General features: G+C 66.9%; 19 protein-coding genes. 9 read left to right on the forward strand and 10 right to left on the reverse strand.

Going from position 1 to position 17,891, the window contains the following annotated elements; genetic code table 11:
* The first annotated feature begins 126 nt into the window (after nt 1-126).
* The 4 genes from ftsY to rpoH all read left to right on the forward strand — a co-directional run bounded on the left by ftsY (nt 127) and on the right by rpoH (nt 4,218).
* Entirely contained in the window at nt 127-1,524 is a 1,398-nt protein-coding gene (gene ftsY / locus QZ471_RS21060) for a signal recognition particle-docking protein FtsY (protein ID WP_295467498.1), read from the forward strand.
* Nucleotides 1,521-2,195: a cell division ATP-binding protein FtsE gene (gene ftsE, locus QZ471_RS21065; protein WP_058762944.1), complete on the forward strand. Its 675-nt coding sequence runs from the start codon at nt 1,521-1,523 to the stop codon at nt 2,193-2,195. Before ftsY ends, ftsE begins: the two co-directional genes overlap by 4 nt.
* On the forward strand, nt 2,192-3,202 hold the full coding sequence (gene ftsX, locus QZ471_RS21070) for a permease-like cell division protein FtsX (RefSeq protein ID WP_295467500.1): 1,011 nt from the start codon (nt 2,192-2,194) through the stop codon (nt 3,200-3,202). Before ftsE ends, ftsX begins: the two co-directional genes overlap by 4 nt.
* A gap of 161 nt (nt 3,203-3,363) precedes the next feature.
* Nucleotides 3,364-4,218 (forward strand): RNA polymerase sigma factor RpoH, encoded by an 855-nt coding sequence (rpoH, locus tag QZ471_RS21075; RefSeq protein ID WP_295467502.1) that lies wholly within the window; start codon nt 3,364-3,366, stop codon nt 4,216-4,218.
* A 441-nt stretch (nt 4,219-4,659) separates the two neighbouring features.
* Here the strand turns inward: rpoH and mtgA are convergent, their stop codons facing one another.
* On the reverse strand, nt 4,660-5,361 hold the full coding sequence (mtgA, locus tag QZ471_RS21080) for a monofunctional biosynthetic peptidoglycan transglycosylase (RefSeq protein ID WP_295467504.1): 702 nt from the start codon (nt 5,359-5,361) through the stop codon (nt 4,660-4,662).
* 68 nt (nt 5,362-5,429) lie between these two features.
* Here mtgA and QZ471_RS21085 point away from each other — a divergent pair, with 68 nt between their 5' ends.
* From QZ471_RS21085 to QZ471_RS21105, 5 genes are all read left to right on the forward strand, one after another.
* Complete coding sequence (locus tag QZ471_RS21085; protein WP_295467506.1) at nt 5,430-5,807, forward strand: DUF423 domain-containing protein; 378 nt, start codon at nt 5,430-5,432, stop codon at nt 5,805-5,807.
* Between the two features lie 83 nt (nt 5,808-5,890).
* Nucleotides 5,891-6,091, forward strand: a complete 201-nt coding sequence (gene thiS, locus QZ471_RS21090) for a sulfur carrier protein ThiS (protein ID WP_295467508.1) — start codon at nt 5,891-5,893, stop codon at nt 6,089-6,091.
* Nucleotides 6,092-6,110: 19 nt separating this feature from the next.
* Nucleotides 6,111-6,893, forward strand: coding sequence for a thiazole synthase (locus QZ471_RS21095; RefSeq protein WP_295467509.1), 783 nt, complete (start codon nt 6,111-6,113; stop codon nt 6,891-6,893).
* Nucleotides 6,894-6,999: 106 nt separating this feature from the next.
* A complete protein-coding gene (gene trmB / locus QZ471_RS21100; protein ID WP_295468297.1) occupies nt 7,000-7,671 on the forward strand; it encodes a tRNA (guanosine(46)-N7)-methyltransferase TrmB in 672 nt (223 codons plus the stop codon).
* A gap of 191 nt (nt 7,672-7,862) precedes the next feature.
* A complete protein-coding gene (locus QZ471_RS21105; RefSeq protein WP_295467511.1) occupies nt 7,863-9,554 on the forward strand; it encodes an EAL domain-containing protein in 1,692 nt (563 codons plus the stop codon).
* Nucleotides 9,555-9,615: 61 nt separating this feature from the next.
* Here the strand turns inward: QZ471_RS21105 and QZ471_RS21110 are convergent, their stop codons facing one another.
* From QZ471_RS21110 to QZ471_RS21150, 9 genes are all read right to left on the reverse strand, one after another.
* Nucleotides 9,616-9,942, reverse strand: coding sequence for a DUF3392 family protein (locus QZ471_RS21110; RefSeq protein ID WP_295467513.1), 327 nt, complete (start codon nt 9,940-9,942; stop codon nt 9,616-9,618).
* Between the two features lie 14 nt (nt 9,943-9,956).
* The gene (gene hemW, locus QZ471_RS21115; RefSeq protein ID WP_295467515.1) at nt 9,957-11,108 is read right to left on the reverse strand and encodes a radical SAM family heme chaperone HemW; all 1,152 of its coding nucleotides are present in this window, start codon (nt 11,106-11,108) and stop codon (nt 9,957-9,959) included.
* On the reverse strand, nt 11,105-11,698 hold the full coding sequence (gene rdgB, locus QZ471_RS21120; RefSeq protein WP_295467517.1) for an RdgB/HAM1 family non-canonical purine NTP pyrophosphatase: 594 nt from the start codon (nt 11,696-11,698) through the stop codon (nt 11,105-11,107). The genes hemW and rdgB overlap by 4 nt, the downstream gene beginning before the upstream one ends.
* Nucleotides 11,699-11,771: 73 nt before the next feature.
* Nucleotides 11,772-12,392, reverse strand: a complete 621-nt coding sequence (gene metW / locus QZ471_RS21125) for a methionine biosynthesis protein MetW (RefSeq protein ID WP_140220529.1) — start codon at nt 12,390-12,392, stop codon at nt 11,772-11,774.
* A gap of 5 nt (nt 12,393-12,397) precedes the next feature.
* Entirely contained in the window at nt 12,398-13,537 is a 1,140-nt protein-coding gene (locus tag QZ471_RS21130) for a homoserine O-acetyltransferase (RefSeq protein WP_295467519.1), read from the reverse strand.
* Between the two features lie 111 nt (nt 13,538-13,648).
* The gene (locus QZ471_RS21135; protein ID WP_295467521.1) at nt 13,649-15,607 is read right to left on the reverse strand and encodes a dynamin family protein; all 1,959 of its coding nucleotides are present in this window, start codon (nt 15,605-15,607) and stop codon (nt 13,649-13,651) included.
* Nucleotides 15,608-15,736: 129 nt separating this feature from the next.
* The gene (locus QZ471_RS21140) at nt 15,737-16,330 is read right to left on the reverse strand and encodes a YggT family protein (RefSeq protein WP_295467523.1); all 594 of its coding nucleotides are present in this window, start codon (nt 16,328-16,330) and stop codon (nt 15,737-15,739) included.
* A gap of 9 nt (nt 16,331-16,339) precedes the next feature.
* Nucleotides 16,340-17,158: a pyrroline-5-carboxylate reductase gene (proC, locus tag QZ471_RS21145; protein WP_295467526.1), complete on the reverse strand. Its 819-nt coding sequence runs from the start codon at nt 17,156-17,158 to the stop codon at nt 16,340-16,342.
* Between the two features lie 9 nt (nt 17,159-17,167).
* A complete protein-coding gene (locus QZ471_RS21150; protein WP_295467528.1) occupies nt 17,168-17,866 on the reverse strand; it encodes a YggS family pyridoxal phosphate-dependent enzyme in 699 nt (232 codons plus the stop codon).
* Between the last annotated feature and the right edge of the window lie 25 nt (nt 17,867-17,891).

A 17,891-nucleotide genomic window follows, 5' to 3' on the forward strand; every position in this document is an offset into this window, starting at 1 on the left:
GGGGAGGTCTTCCGCACGGCAGGCTGCTAGGATACGCATCCCTTTTCCCGACGGCCATGGCTGACGGTCGAGCGCCGCCTGGCGGAGCTCCCGCAGCCTGGTCGTCCGTTCGACACAGAGCCGCGCATGTTTGGATCCGACGACAAGAAGTCTCCCCCCGCGGAGAAGAAAGGCCTGTTCGGCTGGTTCCGCAAGAAGACCGCCGAACCCGACGAGACCCCCGCCGCAGCGCCGGCGAACACCGCCGAGGAGCGCGCCGCCGAGCCGCCGACCAGCGCGCCGATAGTGCACCCGGAGCCGGTGCCCGAACCGCCCGAGGCCATTCCCTCGGTCGCGCCTGCCCCGGTGGCCGAGGAGGAAGCCCCGTCGCCGGTCGCCCTCACGGCGCTGGTCGAGCCGCTGGTGGCCGATCCCATCGTGCCGCCGGTCGAGGTTCCGCCCGAGGTGGAGCCTGCTTCCGAGCCCGAGCCCGAGTCCGTCGCCGCGCCGGTCGTACCCGTTGCGCCCATCGTGCCGGCCCGACCGGAGCCGGTCGTTGCGCCTGAGCCGGAGCCTGCTCCGCAGCCGGTCGCGGCTGCCGCCGAACCGGCCAAGCTGGGCTTCTTCGCCCGCCTGCGCCAGGGGCTGTCCAAGACCAGCGCCAGCCTGGGCGAAGGCATGGCCAGCCTGTTCCTCGGCAAGAAGGCCATCGACGATGACCTGCTCGAAGAGCTGGAGACCCGCCTGCTGACCGCTGACGTCGGCGTCGAGGCCACCGGTGTCATCATGCGCAACCTGACCCAGAAGGTGGCGCGCAAGCAGTTGGCCGATAGCGAAGCGCTCTACCAGGCGCTGCAGCAGGAGCTCACCGAGATGCTGCTGCCGGTGGAGCGGCCGCTGGTGATCGATACCTCGCACAAGCCCTACGTCATCCTGGTGGTCGGCGTGAACGGCGCCGGCAAGACCACCACCATCGGCAAGCTGGCCAAGCGCCTGCAGAACGAGGGCAAGAAGGTCATGCTGGCGGCCGGCGACACCTTCCGCGCCGCCGCCGTGGAACAGCTGCAGGTCTGGGGCGAGCGTAACCGCATCCCGGTGATCGCCCAGCACACCGGCGCCGATTCCGCCTCGGTGATCTTCGACGCCGTCCAGGCCGCCAAGGCCCGCGGCATCGATGTGCTGATCGCCGATACCGCCGGCCGGTTGCACACCAAGGACAATCTCATGGAAGAGCTGCGCAAGGTGCGCCGGGTGATCGGCAAGCTGGACGAGGCGGCGCCCCACGAGACCCTGCTGGTGCTGGACGCCGGCACCGGCCAGAACGCCCTCAATCAGGCCAAGCAATTCCACAATGCGGTGCCCCTGACCGGCCTGGCGCTGACCAAGCTCGACGGTACCGCCAAGGGCGGGGTGATCTTCGCCCTGGCCAAGCAGAGTGCCCTGCCGATCCGCTACGTCGGCGTCGGCGAAAGCATCGACGACCTGCGTCCCTTCGAGGCGCGGCCCTTCGTCCAGGCCCTGTTCGCGGAGCGTGGCGTCTCATGATCCAGTTCGACCGCGTCTCCAAGCGCTATCCCAACGGTCACGTCGGCCTGCAGGAACTGAGCTTCCGTGCCGAACGCGGCGAGATCCTTTTCGTCACCGGTCATTCCGGTGCCGGCAAGAGCACCCTGATGCGGCTGATCCTGGCCATGGAAAGGCCCACCGGCGGCAAGCTGACCCTGGCCGGCCAGGACATCTCGCGCATCACCAATGCACAGATTCCCTTCCTGCGTCGGCAGATCGGGGTGGTCTTCCAGAACCACCAGCTGCTCTATGACCGCACCGTGTTCGACAACGTCGCCCTGCCGCTGCAGATCCTCGGCCTGTCCAAGCCCGAGATCGCCAAGCGGGTGGCCGCGGCGCTGGAGCGAGTCAGCCTCAAGGATAAGCTCGACGACTATCCGGCCGAGCTGTCCACCGGCCAGCAGCAGCGAGTCGGCATCGCCCGCGCCGTGGTCCATCGGCCAGCCCTGCTGCTCGCCGACGAACCCACAGGTAACCTCGACCCACGCCTGGCCTCGGAAATCATGGGCGTCTTCGAGGACATCAACAGCCTCGGCACCACGGTGCTGATCGCCAGTCACGACCACGCCCTCATCGCCCGGCTGCGCCACCGCATGCTCACCCTGCAGCGCGGCCGCCTGATCGGCGACGAAGAGGAGAGCCAGCCATGAGCGCCACCGAACTGCCCCGTGGCCAGGAGCAGGGCGGCAAGCCCCAGCGTCCGCAACGCCAGGCACCCAAGCCGCCCAAGAGCGACTGGCGCGGCCCGCTGCACGCCTATCTCGAAGCCCATCGCACCGGCCTGAGGGACAGCCTCAGACGCATGGTGCAGCAACCCATAGGTACCTTCCTCACCTGCCTGGTGATGGGCATCGCCCTGGCGCTGCCCATGGGGGTATCCCTGCTGCTGAAGAACGTCGAGCGCCTCGGCGGCTCGTGGCAGCGTGCCGCCCAGATCTCGGTGTTCCTCGACCTGCGCACCGGTCAGGACCAGGCCGAGGTGCTGATGAGCCAGATCAAGGTGCTGCCCGATGTCGCCGAGGCGCGCTGGATCAGTCCGGACGATGCCCTGAAGGAATTGCAGCAGGACGCCGGCCTGGGCGAAGCGCTGCGCGAGCTGCCGCAGAATCCCTTGCCCGGCGTCATCGCCGTGACGCCCAAGGAAATCGACAAGAGCCGCCTCGACATGCTGCGCAGCCAGCTGGCCGAGCTGAACGGCGTGCAGCAGGTGCAACTGGACATGCAGTGGGTCGAACGCCTCACCGCCATCCTCAAGCTGGGCGAGCGTTTCGTTTTCGGCCTGACCGTGGTGCTGGTGATCGCCCTGCTGCTGGTGATCGGCAACACCATCCGCCTGGCCATCGAGAATCGCCGTACCGAGATCGAGGTGGTCAAGCTGGTGGGTGGCACCGACGGCTACGTCCGCCGGCCCTTCCTCTACATGGGTGCGCTGTTCGGCCTGGGTGCCGGCATCGCCGCCTGGGCGCTGCTGGTGTTCGGCCTGAACTGGCTCAACGCCGCGGTGATGGAACTGGCCGGCCTCTATGGCAGCGATTTCGCCCTGGGTAGCGTTGCGGTTGAAGATGGTCTGCAACTACTGATAGGTGCCGTGCTGCTGGGCTACATCGGTGCCTGGCTGGCCGTCGCCCGCCACCTGCGCGAACTCGCCCCGCGCTGACGGATGGCCGTTTCCGCAACGTCTGGAAACGGTCCAAACCCTTGCAGAATCAGGCTTTTCGCGGCCATTTTCAGCTGGGGTTAAGGGAACCCGGGTTACTCTGGCGCTGTCCAAAAAAACAGTGCTAGACTGCCCAGTGCTTAGTGAATCGGAGGATTCGCATGACCACTTCTTTGCAACCTGTTCCTACATTGGTTCCCGGCGCCAGCCTGGAAGCCTATGTGCATTCGGTGAACAGCATCCCGCTGCTCACTCCGGAGCGGGAGCGTGAACTGGCCGAGCGCCTCTTCTACAAGGAAGACGTCGAGGCCGCCCGGCAGTTGGTGCTCGCGCACCTGCGTTTCGTGGTGCATATCGCCAAGAGTTATTCCGGCTATGGCTTGGCCCAGGCCGACCTGATCCAAGAAGGCAACGTCGGCCTGATGAAGGCCGTGAAGCGCTTCAACCCCGAGATGGGCGTACGCCTGGTGTCCTTTGCCGTGCATTGGATCAAGGCCGAGATCCATGAATTCATCCTGCGCAACTGGCGCATCGTTAAGGTGGCCACCACCAAGGCCCAGCGCAAGCTGTTCTTCAACCTGCGCAGCCAGAAGAAGCGGCTGGCCTGGCTTAACAACGACGAGGTCCATCGCGTGGCGGAAACCCTGGGCGTCGAGCCGCGGGAAGTCCGTGAGATGGAGAGCCGCCTGACCGGTCAGGACATGGCCTTCGACCCGGCCAGCGATGCCGACGACGATGCCGCCTATCAGTCGCCCGCGCAGTATCTGGAAGACAGCCGCTACGATCCGGCGCGCCAACTGGAGGAAGCCGACTGGAGCGATAGCTCCACGGCCAATCTGCACGAGGCTCTGGAGCGCCTGGATGACCGCAGCCGCGACATCCTCTACCAGCGTTGGTTGGCCGAGGAAAAGGCGACGCTGCACGAGCTGGCGGCCAAATACAACGTCTCGGCGGAGCGCATCCGTCAGTTGGAAAAGAACGCGATGAACAAGCTCAAGGGCAACATCGCTGCCTGATCCGGGCCCTGCCCGAAGGACCGCACCCTGGAGTGCGGTTTTTTTTGCCTGCGAAGTCGCCTGTTGTGACCCAAAGTACGGGCCGGTCCAGCGCTATCGCGGCCATGGGCCGCTCCTACGGAATATCCGGCCGCTGTAGGAGCGGCCCATGGCCGCGATTGAGTCGGTAGGGTGGAAAACCGCGCAGTGTTTTCCACGCGTGAGCATTGCATGGTGGGACAACCTGCGCCTTCAGTGGAAAAGGCTGCGCCGTTTCCACGCTACTGCCCGGTCATCCGCTGCAGATAGTTGCTGCTGCCCAACTGGCGAACCCAGGCGGCACGTTCGGCGACATAGGCGCTCTCCATGCGGCCGCTGCTAGAGGTGCCGGTAATCCGTAGGAGCGGCCCATGGCCGCGATCGAACGCGGGTAGGGTGGAAAATGCTGCGCCGTTTTTCACCCTACTGTCCGGTCATCCGCCGCAAATACTCGCTGCCGCCCAGCTGGCGTTCCTGCTGGCGAATCCAGGCGGCGCGTTCGGCGACGTAGGCGCTCGGGCGGTTCGGGCTCCATTCGCGGGGATTGGGCAACACGGCGGCCAGCAGGCTGGCCTGGCGGTCGGACAGGTAAGGGGCGCCTATGCCGAAGTGATGACGGGCCGCGGCTTCGGCGCCGAACACCCCGTCGTCCCATTCCACGCTGTTGAGATAGACCTCGAGAATGCGCTGCTTGGACCAGAAGGTTTCCAGCAGCACGGTGAACCAGGCCTCGAAGGCCTTGCGCACATAGCTGCGCCCGCTCCAGAGAAAGAGATTCTTGGCGGTCTGCTGGCTGATGGTGCTGGCGCCGCGCAGGGAGCCGCCGGCTTCGTTGTGGCTGAAGGCCTGGCGGATCGCCGCCAGGTCGAAGCCCCAGTGCTCGGCGAAGTGCTGGTCTTCGCCGGCGATGACCGCCATCTTGAGATCGTCCGGCAGCTCCTTCCAGGGGCGCCAGTCGCGCTGCAGGTCGATGGGCTTGCCATCGATCCAGGATTCGACCTTGCGTTCGACCATCAGCATGCTGCCCGGCGGTGGTACCCAGCGCAGGACCAGCACCACGGCGGCGCTGAGGGCGGCGAACCAGAGGGCGACACGCAGGAGACGACGGAGGAGGGTACGCAGCATCGGCTTGGTCTTTGACGGTTAGCGGGCCATTATAACCAGCGCTCACCTTTCATCGCCCGGGAAAACCCATGTTGCGTCTCTTCCTGCTCTTCGCGGCCCTGGCCGGTTTCACCGGTGTCGGCCTGGGTGCCTTCGCCGCCCATGGACTCAAGGGGCGGTTGTCCGCCGACTATTTGGCCGTGTTCCAGACCGGAGTGCTCTATCAGCTGATCCATGCCCTGGCGCTGCTCGGCGTGGCGCTGCTGTCGCTGCATTTCCAGGGCCGCCTGGTGGCCTGGGCCGGTGGTTTCTTCATCGCCGGCATCCTGCTGTTTTCCGGCAGCCTCTATCTGCTGACGCTGACCGGTATCTCGCGGCTGGGCATCGTCACCCCCTTCGGCGGCCTGTGCTTTCTCGCCGGCTGGGGCTGCCTGGCGTTGCTCGCCTGGCGTCTGAGCAGCCTCTGAGCGCGCCCTCCGGATCGGGCGTCGCTGCAATGAGCGCCCGACCGGCGTAGAATGCCGGTTCACCCAGCGACGATGCTTTTTCCATGCAGATCCTGTTGAACGGCGAATCCCTTGAGCTGCCGCACGGTACCACCGTCGCCGACCTGCTCGTGCGTCTCGAATTGACCGGGCGACGGGTCGCGGTGGAACGCAACCTCGACATCGTGCCGCGTAGCCAGCATGCCACCACCGCCCTGGCGGACGGCGACCGGCTGGAAGTGGTCCACGCCATCGGCGGCGGCTAGCCGCGAAAGAGGAATCCAGATGAAAGACACTCCCTTGACCCTGGCCGGGCGCACCTATGAGTCGCGCCTACTGGTCGGTACCGGCAAGTATCGCGATCTCGAAGAGACCCGCCTGGCCATCGAAGCCTCCGGCGCCGAGATCGTCACCGTCGCGGTGCGTCGCACCAACCTCGGCCAGAATCCCGGCGAGCCCAATCTGCTCGACGTGATCTCGCCCGAGCGCTACACCATCCTGCCCAATACCGCTGGCTGCTATGACGCGGTGGAAGCGGTACGCACCTGCCGCCTGGCCCGTGAACTGCTCGATGGCCACAACCTGGTCAAGCTGGAAGTCCTGGCCGACCAGAAGACCCTCTTCCCCAATGTCATCGAGACCCTCAAGGCCGCCGAGACGCTGGTGGCGGACGGCTTCGACGTCATGGTCTACACCAGTGACGACCCCATCGTCGCCCGTCAGCTGGAGGCTATCGGCTGCATCGCCGTCATGCCCCTGGCTGGCCTGATCGGCTCGGGCCTGGGTATCTGCAATCCCTACAACCTGCGCATCATCCTCGAAGAGGCCAAGGTGCCGGTGCTGGTCGACGCCGGGGTAGGCACTGCCTCCGACGCCACCATCGCCATGGAACTGGGCTGCGCGGCGGTGCTGATGAACAGTGCCATCGCCCATGCCCGCGAGCCGGTGTTGATGGCCGAGGCCATGAAGCACGCCATCGTCGCCGGGCGCCTGGCCTACCTGGCCGGACGGATGCCGCGCAAGCTCTACGCCACGGCGTCCTCGCCGTTGGACGGCCTGGTCACCTAAGACCCGGCGCCCTCTCTCACGCGCCCGGCTCTGCCGGGCGTCTCTTTTTCTCACTATCGATAACGCCATGACCGATCATCAAGACGACCAGACCCCTGACCGCCCCCTGCGCACCATCAAGAGCTTCGTGATGCGCGCCGGCCGTATGACCGAAGGCCAGCAGCGTGGTCTCGACCAGGGCTGGCCGCGCTTCGGACTGGAGCTGGCCGACGGCCCGCAGGATTTCGACCGGGTGTTCGGCCGTCAGGCGCCACGCACCTTCGAGATCGGTTTCGGCATGGGCCATTCCACCCTGGAGATGGCCGCCGCGGCCCCGGGACAGGACTTCATCGGCGTCGAGGTGCATCGTCCGGGCGTTGGCGCACTGCTCAACGGCGCCATGACCCAGGGACTGACCAACCTGCGGGTCTACAGCTGCGATGCCCTGGAGGTGCTGCGCCAGTGCGTGGCCGATGCCAGCCTGGACCGGGTGCTGCTGTTTTTCCCCGACCCCTGGCACAAGAGTCGTCACCACAAGCGGCGTATCGTCCAGCCGGCCTTCGCCGAACTGGTCCGGCAGAAGCTCAAGGTCGGTGGCGTGCTGCACATGGCCACCGACTGGGAGGCCTATGCCGAGCACATGCTCGAGGTCATGAGCGCCGCACCGGGCTATCGCAATCTGGGCGATGCCTCCGGCTATGTGCCGCGGCCCGAGGAGCGGCCCATCACCAAGTTCGAGCGCCGCGGCGAGCGCCTGGGGCATGGCGTCTGGGATCTGAAATTCGAGCGCAATGCCTGACCGTACGTCGCGGATGAGGTGGGGTTGAGCCAGCGGTAGCCTGTTTGGCATGATGGCGTTTTGCCGCGATGGGGCTAGCCATCGATCAGTCTAGGGACATGCGAGATGCCTGCCTATCACAACCGTGAACCAAGGCGCCGTTCGCCTGGGATCGTACGGTGATCCTGGAGCCTGAAGAGGCGCTTGATGCCTTGCGTCAGCTGCAAGTCGAGCGAAGTGCCCGCCAGCGCACCGAACGCTCCCTGCATCTGATGGCCTCGGCCTTCGCCCTTTGCCGTGACGCCATGGCCGTGCTCAGCGAGAACGGCCAGATCATCGAGGCCAACGAGGCGCTGTGCAAGCTCATGCTCAGCGCCGGCAAGAGCGTGGCTGGCCAATACCTGTCCCACTACATCAAGTTGCCCGAGTCCGCCATTCAGGAATTCGAGCGACATGGCTATGCCCTGTCCGAGGCGAGTTTCCACGTCTCGGCCAAGCGCGTGACTCCGATGGAGATCAGTCTCAGCCGTTTTGCCGGCGAAGGCGGCGCCGAGGGCTACGTCATCGCCAGCCTGCGCGACATCACCGATCGCAAGCGCGCCGAGCAGGCCTTGGAGCGCCTGGCGCTGAGCGACGGCCTCACCCATTTGCCCAATCGCGGCGGCTTCTATCGCCGCTTCGACGACTGCCTGCGCGCTCTCGCCCCGGGTCGCAGTCTGGCCGTGCTGTTCATCGACGTGGATGGCTTCAAGGAGGTCAACGACTCCCTTGGCCATGAGGCGGGCGACGAATTGCTGCGTGTCCTGGCCGCCGGGTTGCAGGACAGCCTGGGCCATGACGAGTTGCTGGCTCGCTGGGGCGGTGATGAATTCGTCGCCGCCATCGCGGTGGACGGGCGCAGCCAGGCCCGGCAGATCGCCGAGCGGCTGCTGCAGGTGGTGGGTCGGCCGCAGCGCATCGCCGAACACGATATCCGCGTGTCCGCCAGCATCGGTCTGAGCCTGAGCCCCGAAGACGGCCAAAGCGCCGAGGCCCTGCTCAGCAACGCCGATGCCGCCATGTACGCGGCCAAGAGCGCAGGCAAGAGTCGGGCGCGTTTTTACGATCCGGAGTTCACCGCCGAGGCGCTGCGCAAGGTCACCCTGCTGGCCCACCTGCATGCCGCTATCGAGGCGGAGGACATCAGTTTCGTCCTGCAGCCCAAGTTCGATGCCCAGCGGCAGCTGGTCAGTGCCGAGCTGCTGGCGCGCTGGGACTGCCCCGGCGTGGGCTCGGTGCTGCCCTGCGTCTTCGTCGCCCTAGCCGAGCAGAATGGCATGGCTTCGTCCCTCGGCCGCCTGGCGATCCGGCGCGCGGCGGCCTATGCCCGCGAATTGCAGCGCGCCGGGGTGGGTATCCCGGTAGCGGTGAACATCTCGGCCCGCCAGGTGGCGGACGATGAGCTGGGCGTGGTGCTGGAGCGCGCCTGCGCCGAATTCGGCGTACGGCCGCGTGCGCTGGAGCTGGAGGTGACCGAGTCGGTGTTCCTGCAGCGCGGGACCCCGGAGCGGCGTCTCAGCCGCCTGCGGGACCAGGGCTTCCGGGTGGCCATGGATGACTTCGGTACCGGCTACTCGTCCCTGAGCTATCTGCATCGCCTGTCCTTCGACACCATCAAGATCGACCGCAGCTTCCTGCTGTCGGTGGATCGCGATGCCCGCTCGCGGCAGCTGCTGGCGGGCATCGTCAGCCTATGCCGGGCGCTGAACATGCAGATCGTCGCCGAAGGGGTGGAAACCCAGGCGCAATTCGACCTGCTCAAGAGCCTAGGGGTGGACTGCTTCCAGGGTTTCCTGCTCGGCCGGCCACAGTCGCTGGAAAGCCTGCTGTTGCTGGCCGGCGTGGTGGACTACGCCCAGCTTTGAGCCGCGGTGACGTAGCGGCGGTCCGCAGCAGGGTGCTGTCGCCACCAACGGAAGTGCCGTTCTAGCTACGGCGCTCGGCCAGCACGCCCAGCAGGCAAACGCCGATCAGCAATACCGGGGCCAGGGCATAGTTGTTGAACTGGGCCAGTCCCTTGACCACCCAGGGCGTGAGGAAAATCATGGCGGCGCCGTAGACGGCCAGGCAGGCCAGGGCGAAGGCCGGTACGCGAATGGCGGTCGGCAGACTGCCCAGGCGTGCCTGGATGAAGGCGTTGACCTGGCTGCCGAACAGCACCAGCAGGGTGGCGGTGACCGCCAGGGCCACCTCGTCCAGGTGGCTACGGCTCCAGCGGGAGAGGTCGGCGATGTGGGCGAGCACGAAGTCCAAGGCAGAGCTCCTCGTCAGTCAGGCAGGAAGGATTGCAAGAGATCGTTCAGGAACAGTTGGCCGCGCGCGGTCGGCTGTAGGCGCTGCGGATCGTCCACCAGCAGGCCGTCGCGGCGTGCCGCGGCCAGCGCGGGCGCCAGGCTATCCAGCGGCTGGCCGGTGCGCTGCGGATACCAGGCAGCCGGCACGCCGTCCACCAGGCGCAGGGCGTTCATCATGAATTCGAAGGGTAGATCGGCGGGTTCCAGGTGCTTCTCGCCGGCCTGGAAGGGCTTGGTCGGATCGAGATAATCCTTGGGCAGACGAGTCTTCCAGGTACGCAGCAGGCGGCCGTCCGGCGCGCTCAGCTTGGCGTGGGCACCGGCGCCGATGCCGAGGAAGTCGCCGAAGCCCCAGTAGTTGAGATTGTGTCGCGCCTGGCGCCCGGGTTGGGCGTAGGCGGAGGTCTCGTACTGGCGATAGCCGGCGGCGGCCAGCCGGGCCTGGCCGGCTTCCTGGATATCCCAGAGGGTATCGTCCTCGGGCAACTCCGGCGGCTGGCTCCAGAATACCGTATTGGGCTCCATGGTCAGCTGGTACCAGGACAGGTGCGTGGGCGCCAGGGCGATGGCCTGCTCCAGGTCACCGAGGGCGTCGGCCAGGCTCTGGCCGGGCAGGCCGTGCATGAGGTCCAGGTTGAAGTTGTCGAAGCCGGCGGCGCGGGCCCGGTCGGCGGCGCGGATGGCTTCGTCGCGGTCGTGGATGCGCCCCAGGGCCTTGAGCTTCGCGTCCTGGAAGCTCTGGATGCCGATGGACAGCCGATTGATGCCCAGACCGCGATAGGCGACGAACTTGGCCTGCTCGAAGGTTCCGGGATTGGCTTCCAGGGTGATCTCGATGTCCGGAGCGAAGTCCAGGCGCTGCGCTACGCCCTCCAGCAGCCGGCCCAGGGCGGCCGCGGAGAACAGACTAGGCGTACCGCCGCCGAAGAAGATGGAGGTCAGCGTCCGGCCATGGACATGGGCCAGGTCGTTGTCCAGGTCCGCCAGCAGGGCGTCGACGTACTCCGCTTCCGGCAGCGTCGGACCGGCGGCGTGGGAATTGAAGTCGCAGTAGGGGCACTTGCGTACGCACCAGGGGATATGGACGTAGAGCGCCAGCGGCGGCAGGGTGAAGGCGTGAGTCACAGCTGGAGTCTTTGCTTGAGCAGGGCCATGGCGCGGGCGCGATGGCTGCGCTGGTTCTTTTCCGTCGGCGCCAGTTCGGCGGCGGAGACCGTCTCGCCGTCGGGCTGGAACAGCGGATCGTAGCCGAAGCCGTGCTCGCCCTGGGCGGCATGCAGGATGTGCCCAGGCCAGATCCCTTCGCAGAGGATCGGCAACGGATCGTCGGCGTGGCGTACCAGGGCCAGCACGCAGACGAACTGGGCGGTGCGCTGGGCGTCGGGGACGTCCTTCAAGGCGTCGAGCAGCTTGGCGTTGTTGGCCGCATCGCCCTGACCATCGGCGTAGCGTGCGGAATAGATGCCAGGCGCGCCGCCGAGGGCGTCCACCGCCAGGCCCGAATCGTCGGCCAGGGCCGGCAGGCCGGACAGGCGCGCGGCGTTGCGCGCCTTGAGGATGGCGTTCTCGACGAAGGATAGCCCGGTCTCCTCGGGCTCGACCTGGCTGAATTCGCCCACTGAGCGTATCCGTACCTGGCCGCCGAGCATGGCCTGGAGTTCCTTGAGCTTGCCGGCGTTGTGGCTGGCGAGGACCAGTTCGGTTAGGTCGGACATAGGGACACCGCGTCGCGTTGAGGATGGCGGCGTATTGTACGCGAAGCCAGGCCCAGGCTGGCCGCGCCGCCGATCACACGGCGACGCGATGCTCCTGCAGGCGTGGGGCGCTGACCCGGTAGATGCCGATCTCGCCAAGCAGGTTGGGCCATAGCTTGCTGGCCCAGCCGTGGCGGTGCTGGCGATCCACGGCGAGGCGATCCAGCACCTGGGCGCGCTGCTCGCGGCACAGGCGCTCGAAGTCCTCGAAGGTGCAGAAGTGGATGTTCGGGGTGTTGTACCAGGTGTAGGGCAGGAAGTCCGAGACCGGCATGCGGCCCTTGGTGCCCAGGTACAGGCGGCAGCGCCAGTGGCCGAAGTTGGGGAAGGTGATGATGCACTGGCGCCCGACCCTGAGCATCTCCTGGAGGATGCGATCGGGGTACTGCAGGGCTTGCAGCGACTGGGTCATGACCACCACGTCGAAGCTGTCGCTGGCGAAGTTGGCCAGGCCACCGTCGAGGTCCTGCTCGATGACGTTGACGTCCTTGAGCAGGCATTCGGCGATCTTGTCCGGGTCGATCTCCAGGCCGTAGCCGGTGACCTGCTTGTGGTCGCGCAGCCAGGCGAGCAGCTCGCCGGTGCCGCAGCCGAGGTCGAGCACCCGGCTGCCGGCGGGGATCCATTCCTGAATGATGTCCAGATCGGCGCGCACGACAGCTATACCTCGATACGGGTCATGTAGTGGGAGAAGGCCTGCAGGTAGCGCGGGATGGGGATGAGGAAGGCATCGTGGCCCTGGGGGGCGTCCACCTCCAGGTAGCTGACGTCCTTGCGCGCCGCCATCAGGGCGTTGACGATCTCCTTGGAGCGGGCCGGCGAGAAGCGCCAGTCGGTGGTGAAGGAGACGATCAAAAAGCGCGCCTGCACCCCGGCCAGGGTCTTGGCCAGGTCGCCGCCCTGGGCATGGGCCGGATCGAAGTAGTCCAGCGCCTTGGTCATCAGCAGGTAGGTGTTGGCGTCGAAGCGGCCGGAGAATTCCTCACCCTGGTAGCGCAGATAGCTCTCCACTTGGAATTCGACGCTGTGGAAATCGTAGTTGAGCTGGTCTGTCTTGAGTTCGCGACCGAATTTCTCGCCCATGGCCTCATCGGAGAGGTAGGTGATATGGCCGACCATGCGCGCCAGCATCAGGCCGCGCTTGGGGATCACGCCCTTTTCCTGGAAGTGGCCGGCGTGAAAATCCGGGTCCGAGAGGATGGCCTGGCGCGCCACCTCGTTGAAGGCGATGTTCTCCGCCGACAGCTTGGGCGCCGAGGCGATGGCCAGGCAGTGGCGGATGCGCTCCGGGTAGCTGATGGTCCATTGCAGCGCCTGCATGCCGCCCAGGCTGCCGCCGATCACCGCTGCCCACTGCTGGATGCCCAGGCGATCTGCCAGCCGCGCCTGGCTGTGGACCCAGTCTTCCACGGTCAGCACCGGGAAGTCCGCGCCGTAGGGGCGACCGGTGTCCGGATTCGGGCTGCTCGGCCCGGTGGAGCCGTTGCAGCCGCCCAGGTTGTTCAGGGCGACGACGAAGAACTTGCGGGTGTCGATGGGCTTGCCGGGGCCGATGCAGCTGTCCCACCAGCCGGGCTTGCGGTCGTCCAGGCTGTGGTAGCCGGCCGCGTGGTGATGGCCGGAGAGCGCGTGGCAGATCAGCACGGCGTTGCTGGCCGTGGCGTTGAGCTCGCCGTAGGTCTCGACCATCAGGTCGTAGGCCGGCAGGGTGCGACCACAGGCCAGGGCCAGGGGCTCGCTGAAATGCAGCAGCTCGGGGGTGACCAGGCCGACGGAATCTTCGGGGATGACGCTGGGCATTGACGGCTCGTCCGGGGCGGGGCTCGCCAGTCTAAAGAGCACCGCGGGGAGCGGCAAGGGCAGGCGTGGCGCCTTCGCCGAGCCACCGCGAGGGCGGCGCGGCCAGGGGCCCTAGACGACGCGGGCCAGGGGCAGGACGACCACGTTGTCGTGACGCTGGGAAGGCGCCGGGCGGGCGATCTGCTTGAGCATGTCGCTGACCTCGGTGAGCTGCTTGTGCAGCACGTCTTCGTGTACCTGCAGCCGGCGTACCTGTTCCTGGCTGTTGAGGTTCTGCTGGGTGAGCTGCTTGAGGGCCAGCATGCTGGTCTCCAGCAACTGCTTCTGCTCGCGGGTGTGCTGCACCAGCGGCGTCAGGGCGCCATCGTTCCAGCGCAGCACCTGAGCATGGGCGCCTTCCTGCAGGGCCTGGACTTCCTGGGCCACGGTAGCGAAGAAGCGGCGCGCCAGGGCGCTCTGTTCGGTGAGCAGGGTCTTCACCTGGCGCTGGATTTCCTCGGTCTTGAGCTGCAGCTGACGCAGTTCGCGGACGTAGGGACGGATGCGCAGCCGCGGCGCTTCCAGGGGATGCAGGGGATTTTCCAGGTTGTGCCGCTGATAGACCGCGCCGAGCACCTTGTTGGCGCGATCGGCTTCGTTGTCCAGCGCCAGCAGGTCGTGCTCGACCATGCGGAAGAACCGCTCGATGGACTGGTTGATCCCCACGGTGGTCAGGCTGCTGCGAAATTCGCGGCGAGCGGTGTCCAGGTGGGTGTCCAGGCGCTCCGGAGCGACCAGGTCGATGAGTAGCTTGCGCTGGCCAGCCAGCATGTTCTGGGTGGTGCGCAGATCCAGCAGGCGACGGTGGTACTGGTCGTACTCCTGGCGGGTGCGGGCGGTCTGCAATTCGAGCCCGGCACCCGGCAGCTCTTCGTCGGCCAGTTGCGCATACTGCGCCCGGATGGCCTCCAGACGTTGTTCGATGAGCGTACGACTGGCACCCAGCAGGCCACTGGCCTGTTGCACGATGCGTTGCTGCAGCAGCCGCTCGCGGGCACCGACGATACGATCGGCGAGCAGTTGTTCGAGGCCGTCCAGCTGGCTGCGGGCGAGCAGTTCCAGGTCGCCACGCACCTTGCCCAGCAGCGCCTGCTTGGCCGACAGCGGCAGGATGTGCTCGGCGGGCAGGGCCAGTTGCCGGGCGCTGGCCTGGCGGACGTTCTCCAGCGAATGGGCGACATGGGCAGCACCGCCGAGGTCGTCCCAGAGACTGTCGATCTTGTTCATCACCGCGAACAGTCGCTCGGGACTGTCGCCCAGGGCCGGCTTGACGCATTGTTCCCAGAGCGCCAGGTCCGAGGCGGTGACGCCGGTGTCGGCGCCGATCAGGAAGAGCACCGCCTGGGCGTGGGGCAGCAGCGAGAGGGTCAGCTCGGGTTCGGCACCCAGGGCGTTGAGGCCGGGCGTGTCGAGGATGCGCAGGCCCTGGCGCAGCAGCGGATGATCGATGCTGATCAGCGCATGGCGCCAGGCCGGGACGCTGACCAGGCCGGCATCGCCGAGCTGTTCCAGCTGTTCGGGATCGAAGCCCAGTTGCGCTGCCGTTTCCGCCGTCACTTCGCGGGTCTCGGTGACCTTGGCCAGCAGGGCGGCCATGGCATCCGGATGGCGATCATCCAGCGGAAAGCGCTGCCAGGCCTCGGGTGCCTTGCGCCAGGCGCCCAGGCTGCGGTCGTCCAGCCGGCTGTCGATGGGCAGCAACTGCAGGTAGGGCCCGTCGGCGCCGGCATCGAAGAAGATTTCGGTAGGGCACATGGTGGTGCGCCCAGCCTGGGACGGCAGCATGCGCTGGCCGTAGTCGGCGAAGAAAAGGGCGTTGATCAGCTCGGTCTTGCCGCGGGAGAACTCGCCGGCGAAGGCCAGGGTGATGCCATCGGCCTGGAGTTCGTTCTGGCAACTGGCCAGGGCGGCGTCCAGGGCGGGGGAGGCGAGGCGATTACGCTGCAACCAGTCGCGGTAGCGGCCCAATTGGGTATCGAGTTCGGCTTTCCACGTGGCATAGGCATCGACGTGGCGGAACAGACGTTCCATGGGGACTTCCTTGACCTGGACAGCTAAAGCCTGGACGGTGCCCCAGCCTCCAGGCCGCGTCAATGCCGGCTCCGTCACGACGCGGCGGGCGGTCGTGACGGAGGGGCGAGCGGTGGCGGACGTCGTACGTTAGAGGAAGGGCGCGAGGATCTGCGGCATGCCGCTGGCGGCGGCCAGTTGGCCGATGACGAAGCGATCCAGCAGGTTGATCACGATGAAGGCGAAGATCGGCGACAGATCCAGGCCACCCAGGTTGGGCAGGATACGGCGGAAGGGCGCCAGCAGTGGCTCGCAGATCTGGTTGACCAATTCGGCGGCGGGGTTGTGGGTCTGGGGCGCGACCCAGGAGAGGATGACGCTGACGATCAGGGCGAAGAAGAACACCTTGAGGAACAGCGAGGCCACGCCGAGCAGGGCCCAGATCAGCAGAGCCGGGAACAGACCGCCGATGCTGGCGCCGAGCAGTACCACCACGACCATCATCAGGGCCAGCTGGACCAGGATGGCCAGTACCAGGGCCGCCAGATCGACGCCGCCGAAGCCGGGAATGACCCGACGCAGGGGTTTGAGCAGAGGCTGGGTGGCGCGAACGGTGAATTGCGACAGCGGATTGTAGAAGTCGGCGCGGACCAGCTGCAGGATGAAGCGCAGCAGGATGATCAGCAGGTAGAGACTGCCGAGGGTCTGGATGACGTAGACGAGAGCTTGCGCGAGAGCGGACATGGATACTCCTTATCGATCCGGCAACTGGGCCAGTTCCGCAGCCCGGTCGGCCGCGGCGGTGAGGGCTTCTTCCACCAGGTCCGCGAAGGCCCCGGCTTGGAAGGTTTCGATGGCGCGCTCGGTGGTGCCCTTGGGGGACATCACCGAACGACGCAATTGTTCGGGGCTGCGGTCGCCCTGGCAGGCCATGGCGGCGGCGCCGCGGGCGGTGTGTAGGGTCAGTTGCTCGGCCACCGCGGCCGGCAGGCCGAGCTTGGTGCCGGCCTCGGTCATGGCTTCCATCAGCAGGAAGAAGTAGGCCGGACCGCTGCCGGAGACGGCGGTGACCGCATCCAGTTGCTGCTCTTCCTCGACCCAGAGAGCCAGGCCGACCGCGGCGAGGATTTCCTGGGCACGGGCGCGCTGTTCCGGGCTGACCTGCACGTTGGCGAACAGGCCGCTGGCACCGAGGCGCAGCTGCGAGGGCACGTTGGGCATGCAGCGTACTAGCGGACGTTCGCCCAGCCAGCGCGTCAGGCTGGCGCAGGTGATGCCGGCGGCGACCGAGACGATCAGCTGCTCCGGACGCAGGTGCGGCGCTAGTTCGGCGCAGACCTCGCCCATCACCTGGGGCTTCACGCCCAGGACCACCACGTCGGCGTCGTCCAGGACCGCGGTGTTGCTGGCTTCGACGCGGATGCCGTACGCCTGGGCCAGCGCCTCGCGCTTGGCCGGATTGCGATTGCTGGCACTGAGCTGGCGGGCCGGCACGCCCTGGGCGAGCAGCCCGCCGATGATGGCGCCGGCCATGTTGCCAGCGCCGATGAAGGCGATGCGGGTGTCGTTCATCGAGACTTCCTAGGTTGAAGAGGCGGTGGCGCCGTAGTCGCGGGCGCCGAACAGGGCGGTACCGATGCGGACCCAGGTGGCGCCCTCGGCGATGGCGGCTTCCAGGTCCTGGCTCATGCCCATGGACAGGGTGTCCAGGTCCAGGTTCAGCGCTTCGCTCAAGGCACGCAGCCGGGCGAAGGCGGCGCGCTGGCTGGCTGGGTCGTCGGTGGGTTCGGGAATGGCCATCAGGCCGCGCAGGCGCAGGTTGGGCAGTTGGCTCACGGCGGCAGCCAGGGCCGGCAACTCATCGGGGTGGCAGCCGGACTTGCTGGCTTCGCCGCTGACGTTGACCTGCAGGCAGACATTCAGCGGTCCACGTTCAGCGGGGCGCTGTTCGGCCAGGCGCTGGGCGATCTTGAGCCGATCCACCGAGTGCACCCAGTCGAAATGGCTGGCGATGGCGCGGGTCTTGTTGGACTGGATGGGGCCGATGAAATGCCATACCAGGGGCAGATCGACGAGTTCGGCCTGCTTGTCCAGCGCCTCCTGCAGATAGTTCTCGCCGAAGTCGCGCAGGCCTGCAGCCCAGGCTTCGCGCAGGGCGGCGGCGGGTTTGGTCTTGCTCACCGCCAGCAGGCCGACGGTCGCGGGATCGCGGCCTGCCGTCCGGCTGGCCGCGGCGATGCGTTCGAGTACGGTTGCGCTATTCTCGGCTATCGTGGACATTCAGCCCCTGCTTGCGTCGGCGCAT

The sequence above is a fragment of the uncultured Pseudomonas sp. genome (genome assembly GCF_913774235.1).
Classification (GTDB): domain Bacteria; phylum Pseudomonadota; class Gammaproteobacteria; order Pseudomonadales; family Pseudomonadaceae; genus Chryseomonas.